Genomic DNA, 7,947 nt, shown 5'->3' with positions numbered 1-7,947 from the left:
GTTTAAATACCTTATTTATATTAAATAATATAGCGTTTACTCAGCCCCCATTCAGCCAAAATTCTACGATAAGTAGTTGAAGAACGATCAGCTTCAAAATGCGCCTCCATACTAATATCTAAAGGCAACTCTTCTGGTTTCTGGCTTTCAACCATCTCCTGATCTTCTGCAAATATTTGGGCATTGAAGGAATATACTGCTTCAAGATCGCCTGTTGTATCAAAGTTACGCGTCAATGGTACGAATAAACGGGTTTTATTATGTGACACAGGACAGCACGCATTCAGTATTTTTAATATTCCATTTTCAGGGAAATGGATGGTCAAAACAGCTGAAAATGGTGGATAAACATCAAATATACGTTTCCATAAAAATCCTGCTGGTGCTAGATGTTGCATACCATGTGGATAATTGCTGACATCACTCACATATTCCGTATGTAAGCCATAATCGGTGCGCTCTGTTGAATATTTGGGTACCACAGGATTTTCTGGGTTAGCAAAGGATTGGTGATGTACCCATGCGAAATGTGCAACATCAATAAAGCCTTCTAACTGCCGGCCACTTGCTCCGCCAATATCAACAAATGGAGGCAATATGGCTTGATGCTGTTCATTGTCCCAGGTATCCAGTACAGGAAAATTTGCTTTATTTTCGTCGCGACCAGATAAACTGGTCCAGACCAAGCCATATTTTAAAATAACAGGAAATTTAATCAGACTAAACCGATCAGAAATTTTTGTTAATTCTGGTTGAGCAGGGATTTTTACACATTTTCCAGCAGTGTTATATCTAAGACCATGATAAGGGCAAATAATTTCATCTCCCTCTACCCATCCCTTACTTAATGGCACGCCTCTGTGTGGGCAAATATCACGTGCCAGTTGGATCTCACCACTTTCTGTTTTATACAGTGCCATTTTTACATCAAGTAACTGCACCTGTTGAGGTTGCTCCGTAACATCCTGAATACGTGCAACCGGATACCAATGCTCTGCTAAAATATTCCAGTCTGAAGGGTCAAATTCACTACAATTCGGTTGAGTAACTAAATTTAGAACTGGTATGGCATTCATATCTACCCCACAATTATCTTTAAATAACAATCCATTAAAAAAGAGTAAATCAAACTTGAATCTCTTTCATGGTTCTCAAATTAGCCAATATATCGACTTTCTGTCTATTAGAATGTTTCGTACTTTACATTCTAAAAATTAGAACACTTTTAAGATTTATTGTTGTTATTGGCATGAAAATAGCTTGATTTTATATAGAGCCCCTAAGTTTTTAATTTAGTGAAATCATGCGATGATGAATATTACCTTTTCACGTTTTTCTGAATATTTTATAGCAGTTGCTGAAACAGGAAGTTTACGTAAGGCATCTGAACAACTTTTTATTTCTGTTTCTGCTGTACATAGGCAGATTACACTTGCAGAAGAAGCATTTGGTATCGCACTTTTTGAACGACTTTCAAATGGTTTGAAACTTACATTAGCTGGTGAATTGCTCTATACAGACTTATTAAAGTGGCAAAAAGAATTTCAGCGTACTCGTATCCGTTTTGATGAAATACAAGGACTATCAAGAGGTAACGTTGAACTCGGACTCATCTCAGCCTTGAGTGATGGATTTGTTTTAGACTCTATTCAATATATGTATGAAAATTATCCATGGATCAACCTTAATGTTTGCATTCAAGAAAGTGAAATTATCTCCAAAATGATTAGTGATGCTGAACTTGATTTTGGAATAATCCTAAACCCTAAAAGTCATACGCAACTGGATGTGCTTTCATTTGTTGAAATTCCACTCGGTTTTGTTATGGCAAAAGACCATTCTTTAGCTCGGCAAGACAAGCTATATTTTTCAGATACTTTAAATTTTAAACACCTCATCCCGGGTACGCCATTAACAATTTATGATTATGTTCATGCTCTATACAAATATCACAATGTTTCACCTCAACAAAAACTTGAATGCAACGATATCAGAATGATTATTTCATTGATCAAGAAAAACCTGGGAATAGGAGTATTGTCTTATATTGATGCATATCCTTTATTAGAACGTGATGAAATTATATTTAAGCCAATCAAGGAAAAAGGATTATATCCACTGACTATTGCACTGTGTGTTGCGCCTAAGAGACAAATTTCACGTATATCCCAGATCATGATTAATCATCTTATTGAACAAATGGAACAATTAAAAAATAAAGTCAGTCAATTGTGATTGCATTCTTTTTATAAAAGTACTCGTTTTATTGGTTACAGGCTTCAGATAATGCCCAAAATTCCTGACTACTATTTATACCGATAACTCAACTATAAAACCAATTCAGCATGCTGATGCTACTATTTAGAGTAGGATGTGAATACACCACATCCTCTATTATTTATAACTTATCGAAGTTCAATAATGAATTCCAGATATTATTAATATCCTTATTATTATTAAATTTATTTTTTACAATTAAAATATCTTGCGAATAATGATATTCTGGCTCATTAATGATTTTTAGTTTTCCCGCAGCCAGCTCTTCTTGCATAATAATTTTTGGTAGCCATGCAACACCTAAACCATGTAACACCAATTCTTTTAAATTGTTTGCAATATCAGTCTCATAGAGTATTTTATACTTGAGTTTTCCTTGTATAAGCCGATCTACAACATTTCTCAAATAGGCATTATGACTATAGGTCAACAATGGAAATTTTTCATGAATGTCATATTCGTGAGGATTATTTTCAAAATGTGCAATTACAGGTACAATTTCAGTTTCAGCAATTTTAATATAACTAAGAGTATTACTTTTCAATAAAGTGTCATTTAACTTATGACCATAACAAATCATGAAATCTGTACTACCTTCTTTTAATAAAGATAATCCCTCATCGATATTTGTTGCTAAAATCTCGATTTTAAAATCCTGTATAGGTATAGGTAATTTCTTTAAAAAATTGCTCAAAAAGCCAGAGGCTAAAGAATGTGCAACAGAAAATCTTATAATTGATTCATGGCTGCTCTTGATATTATTAATTAAACTTTCTGCTTCTTTTAATTGTGTTTCTATATTTTTCGATACGGTTAATAACAGCTTTCCTATTTCTGTAAATTCAATTTTGTGGTGTGTATCACGTTGCACAATATCTGCGCCAACCATCTCTTCGATATGCTGAATTCGACGTGTAAAAGCCGATTGACTAATAAAACGCTGTTCAGCAGCTTTGGAAAAAGACTTATTACGCTCTAACGTCAATAAATCTTCAATCCAGCGCACTTCAATACTCATTGGGAGAATTTATCCTTGTTGTAATTTTCAAATTATAATCATGTTATGCAAAAAATGCATAACACTCGTGATTAATGCATTAGAAAAAAAATAAATTGAAACATAATATGAATTATCTCCAGTCAAATTGACGAATGTTATGAATTCCAGCAATTTAACACGTATTGAAAAAGATCTCCTCGGCGTTCGTGATGTAAATAACGAACATTATTATGGTATCCAAACCCTTCGCGCTCTAGAAAATTTCAATTTATCTAAAAGTAAAATAAGTGATTTTCCAAACTTTATTAAATCTTTTGCGATGGTTAAATTAGCTTGTGCTACGGCAAATCTAGAACTGAAAAAACTTGATCAAAATAAATTTGACGCAATTCAATATGCATGTCAGCAATTGATTGATGGTCATTTCAAAGAAGAATTTCCAATTGATATGCTTCAAGGTGGTGCAGGTACATCGACCAATATGAATGCCAATGAAGTCATTGCAAATATTGCATTGGAACATATGGGACATGAAAAAGGTCAGTATCAATATTTACATCCAAACAATGACGTCAACATGTCGCAATCCACAAATGATGCATATCCTACTGCAATTCGTTTAGGCTTGTTATTTAGTCTGGATCAATTAATGACACCATTTAGAGAGCTAATTTCAAGCTTAAATGGAAAGTCATCGGAATTTGCAAATATTATTAAAATGGGACGCACACAACTTCAAGATGCTGTTCCTATGACACTAGGGCAAGAGTTTGCTGGTTTTGCTACAACGCTACAAAAAGATCTGGATAAAATTAATGCTTTAGTTCCAGATACTTTTGGCTATGTAAATTTAGGAGGAACTGCGATTGGTACTGGTATCAATACTGAAGCCCGTTATGCAACTTTAGCAACACAAGCCTTGTCACGCATTTCGAAAAAAGAAATTAAAGTTGCGCCTGATCTGATTGAAGCTACATCTGATATGGGTGATTTTGTTCTTTTATCAAGTTTGCTTAAACGTACAGCAACCAAACTTTCTAAAATTGCAAATGACCTGCGTTTATTATCTAGCGGTCCTCGTACGGGTATTGGTGAGCTTAATCTGGAACCACGTCAACCTGGCAGTTCAATTATGCCTGGTAAAGTTAATCCTGTTATCCCGGAAGCAATGAATATTTCATGTTTTCAAATCATTACAAATGATTTGGCTGTAACATTCGCGGCAGAAGCAGGTCAATTGCAGTTAAATGCAATGGAACCGTTAATTGCATATAAATTGTTTGAATCAATTGAACTTCTCAGCAATGCCATGAAAATGTTCAAAAGCAAATGTATTGATACAGTCAGTGCAAATGCTGAGCATTGTAAACATCTTGTTGAGCATTCGATTGGAATCGTGACTGCATTGAACCCTTATTTAGGTTATGAAACAACTACACGCATTGCCAAACAGGCATTAGTGAATAATGAAAGCGTGATTGACATCGTCCTTCAGGAAAATTTGATGTCTCCAGAATTATTGGAAAATGTGATTTCAATCAATAATATGGTTAAGCCGAAAATGTCGGCGTAGATTCCTCGTTTAATTATCTCCCAATTAAAACTCTCCCTAAAAAGCCAATGATTTTCATTGGCTTTTTATAAATCGATTATTGCCACATCAATGCAATTTTCTTCATTAATTCAGCTCGTAATGGTGCTGTAGGGTTACAAGTATTACGTTTGCTTTCATTTTCATAAAATGCTTGCCATTCTTGAATCATAGCCAATGTCACACCTTGTTTTTTATAACTTTGGATATCAATGATATTCAAATTAATCAATTTGTTCTGTGTACCTTCTGCCCCTGTTCCCCATCCAATTATTCCCTGACCAAAATTGGGTAAAGACATATCATCCGGTGTTTTCGGTATCTGCTTTCTTTGAATATCAGGGTCGACATAGCAATTCTTTTGACTATGCTCTGCTTTATTCAAATCCTTATTTTCAGCGTACACAGTATGGGAGCAAAGCAGTAATGCGATACTAAAATATAATTTTTTCATCAATATAACCTTCAAACTCAATTAAAATTTAAAACTAACATCAGCAATGAATTGGCGTCCCGATTCAGAATAGAGCGTCGATTTATCATCTTCGGTGTATTTATTAAATTTATTGGTCAAGTTTTTTACGGTTAGACCAAAGATCATTTTTGAGCCCTGTCCAGTAGCAACATCATAAGTTGCACGCATATCCCAAGTAAAAGCACTTGGCATTTTCATCGCTTTATATTCAGAGACCACAGTTTGCCCTAAATATTCAACTTGTTGATTTGCAGGGATACTTGAGCGAACCATTGCATCATATGCTCCTCTCAACCTAAAAAAATGACTAATTTTCAACGGAATTTTGTCAAACGAAATATCCCAGCCCAAACGTGCAGTCCAAGGTTGATTAAAGTTATTCGCTGGTCGGTCAGCCTGATCAATTATTTTCCCATCATATTTAATATATTGCCGATAGGTTAAAGCATTTATAGAATCATCATAATCACTAAAATTACGTTTAATATCACTATAATCAAAAGCGAACTGGAATTGATGCTGACTTCCAGCAAATGTAAATGGTACAAAATTTGATAATGCCAAAGTATAAACATCTGCCTTGATGCGACCCAGATTATCGTATTGATCAATCAATGGTGACCAATTAACTCTATTTTTTCTGATCTGATCTCGATAATTACGATGCACATATTTAATTTGACCATCAAAAATACCAAATCGACTACCAACAGCAAAAACAGTCTCATCGGCAAATGGGGTATCCAGTTTGGTCTTTTGTACATTGGAAGTTTGACTATTTTTAGGCGTTCCCCATGCTGTATCAATATTTTCTCTTGATTGAGAAATAATCAGTTTGTTTATGCCATCCTGTAGTACATAACTAAACAAGTTGTTTCCATAATAGCGATTCCAACCTGAAGTAAACGTCAGACGACTATCTGAAAATGGTAAATACTGGATATTCGAACGTGGTGCATAATTAATTTGTCCATTAAGACTATCAAAGTCTCCACGCAAACCAATTCTGGCTTTGATTATATTGTTCCAGTTAATCGAATCTTCAATAAATAAATGAGCTCGTTCCTGAGTTACTGCAATCGTTCCCGCTTTGTAGATTTCACGTCTTGTATGGTATTGCCCAATACCATTATTGTAAGATAAATCACAAAACCGATCTATTTCACCATTTATATTTAAGCATGTAAAATCATGATTTTTTTTTAGCCTAGATGGCAATAAATAAACATAAGCTTCACTTAGGCGTTTCCAATCTGCTGCATAATGTCCATAACCTGCACCAAATAAGAACAGATGCTCAACATTAGCAATTTGAAACGGGTTTAACTGAGAAGATATTTTGTATTCTAAACTTACAAGATTTTGAGCTTTATCTCCATAACCACCTTCGCTTGCAGTAGATAATGCCGACCAATTCTTATCTCTCGATGAATTCCAAGCGATTAATTCATTTAAATCTGAATCATTTGCTTGTTTTTGTTTCTGATAAACCAATGATTGGGTCAATTTGGCACGGTTAAAATGCGTTTCAAGTTCTAACTCAAGTGCCTGGTTATTTTCATCAGTTTTTTTTCCACTATTTTTTACATTAAACTGGTGCAAATCCTTATGATCTCTTTGATACTGTAATCCTACTTTTAATTTATTTTGATCATTTGGTTGTATATAAACATTTAAGTTTAGGTTATCATTCTCACGCTTTTGATCAGCAAGACTCCCATCTAAAAGTTGTGTGGTAAATCCAATATCAGACCATCGCTTTGATACAGTTAAACTTGTTGCAATTTTCTCAGAAAACTTCCCATAAACAATTGCTGAAAGACCTCGTTTTATAAAATCTTTTTGATAGTTTTGATTTTGGTTGTTTTCAAATTTTTCTAATTCATCTGCTGTTGCGTAACTAAATTTAGTCCAGTCGCTAGATGTATAGTCATAAGAAATTTGACCGTGTATTTCTCCAACAGCTGTTTTAGGTGCACAGGTTTTAGCTTTTACTACGCCACCAGTGAACTCTCCGTATTCTGCGCTGACATTGCTATCTAAAACATCTAATTCACAGATCAAATCTGTATTAATAGTGGTTGAAAACGAAGAACCACCTAAGGAATGAATATGATAATCAGCTGAAGAACTCTGCCCAGCTGCTGGATTAATTGAATTATTTAGGCTTACATTATCAAACAACAACTTATTGTCATAGAACATAGCGCCGTTAATACTAAAATCAGCTGCTTTGATTTCTCCTTGTGTTCCTGCACCCATATTATTTTGTGAAAACTGTACATTAGGGTTTTTTCTTAAAAATTCGCTAATTGTTTTGTTGCCATTTGGCATCCCTTTGAGCTGCCCCTCATTGTAATGATTTTTGCCCACGACTTGATCTTCTACTGCCTTTATAATGATTTTAGTCAATGCAGCATGTATTTTCTTTTTACTTTCAGCTTCCACTTTTTCTATTTGAGATGCAAAACACTGATTTAAAAATATAAAACTCATTGCTAATGTGAGCGCAGTAAATCGCATCAAAAACACCTGTGTTGTAAACAATAATGAGAATCAGCATTATTTATATTTACAATATTTTTGCAATAAAAATGATAATTG

6 protein-coding genes are annotated in these 7,947 nt (G+C 34.3%); 2 read left to right on the top strand and 4 right to left on the bottom strand.

The genetic code is table 11. From position 1 onward, the window contains the following. Positions 1 to 20: 20 nt before the first annotated feature. Positions 21 to 1,076 (bottom strand): aromatic ring-hydroxylating oxygenase subunit alpha, encoded by a 1,056-nt coding sequence (locus tag KPC_RS15765; RefSeq protein WP_121975309.1) that lies wholly within the window; start codon positions 1,074 to 1,076, stop codon positions 21 to 23. Between the two features lie 235 nt (positions 1,077 to 1,311). Here KPC_RS15765 and KPC_RS15760 point away from each other — a divergent pair, with 235 nt between their 5' ends. Beyond that, positions 1,312 to 2,235: a LysR family transcriptional regulator gene (locus KPC_RS15760; RefSeq protein ID WP_121975310.1), complete on the top strand. Its 924-nt coding sequence runs from the start codon at positions 1,312 to 1,314 to the stop codon at positions 2,233 to 2,235. A 163-nt stretch (positions 2,236 to 2,398) separates the two neighbouring features. On the opposite strand, the gene KPC_RS15755 is transcribed toward KPC_RS15760, so the two are convergent. Next, complete coding sequence (locus KPC_RS15755; RefSeq protein ID WP_121975308.1) at positions 2,399 to 3,295, bottom strand: LysR substrate-binding domain-containing protein; 897 nt, start codon at positions 3,293 to 3,295, stop codon at positions 2,399 to 2,401. 139 nt (positions 3,296 to 3,434) lie between these two features. Here KPC_RS15755 and KPC_RS15750 point away from each other — a divergent pair, with 139 nt between their 5' ends. After that, the gene (locus KPC_RS15750) at positions 3,435 to 4,850 is read left to right on the top strand and encodes an aspartate ammonia-lyase (protein ID WP_121975307.1); all 1,416 of its coding nucleotides are present in this window, start codon (positions 3,435 to 3,437) and stop codon (positions 4,848 to 4,850) included. A gap of 76 nt (positions 4,851 to 4,926) precedes the next feature. Here the strand turns inward: KPC_RS15750 and KPC_RS15745 are convergent, their stop codons facing one another. Together KPC_RS15745 and KPC_RS15740 are read right to left on the bottom strand one after the other, a co-directional pair. Beyond that, positions 4,927 to 5,322 carry a DUF4951 domain-containing protein gene (locus tag KPC_RS15745; protein WP_121975306.1) on the bottom strand — a complete coding sequence of 132 codons (396 nt, stop codon included), beginning with the start codon at positions 5,320 to 5,322 and terminating at the stop codon, positions 4,927 to 4,929. Between the two features lie 21 nt (positions 5,323 to 5,343). Further along, the gene (locus tag KPC_RS15740; protein ID WP_121975305.1) at positions 5,344 to 7,866 is read right to left on the bottom strand and encodes a TonB-dependent receptor plug domain-containing protein; all 2,523 of its coding nucleotides are present in this window, start codon (positions 7,864 to 7,866) and stop codon (positions 5,344 to 5,346) included. Between the last annotated feature and the right edge of the window lie 81 nt (positions 7,867 to 7,947).

Origin of the sequence: Acinetobacter stercoris, from assembly GCF_900323515.1 — a bacterium.
GTDB classification, from domain to species: Bacteria; Pseudomonadota; Gammaproteobacteria; order Pseudomonadales; family Moraxellaceae; genus Acinetobacter; species Acinetobacter stercoris.
This window is presented reverse-complemented; position numbering and strand designations above follow the sequence as displayed.

Coding starts and splice junctions, on each gene's coding strand:
- KPC_RS15765 (WP_121975309.1), bottom strand. CDS start 1,076: ATGAATGCCATACCAGTTCTAAATTTAGTTACTCAACCGAATTGTAGT.
- KPC_RS15760 (WP_121975310.1), top strand. CDS start 1,312: ATGAATATTACCTTTTCACGTTTTTCTGAATATTTTATAGCAGTTGCT.
- KPC_RS15755 (WP_121975308.1), bottom strand. CDS start 3,295: ATGAGTATTGAAGTGCGCTGGATTGAAGATTTATTGACGTTAGAGCGT.
- KPC_RS15750 (WP_121975307.1), top strand. CDS start 3,435: ATGAATTCCAGCAATTTAACACGTATTGAAAAAGATCTCCTCGGCGTT.
- KPC_RS15745 (WP_121975306.1), bottom strand. CDS start 5,322: ATGAAAAAATTATATTTTAGTATCGCATTACTGCTTTGCTCCCATACT.
- KPC_RS15740 (WP_121975305.1), bottom strand. CDS start 7,866: ATGCGATTTACTGCGCTCACATTAGCAATGAGTTTTATATTTTTAAAT.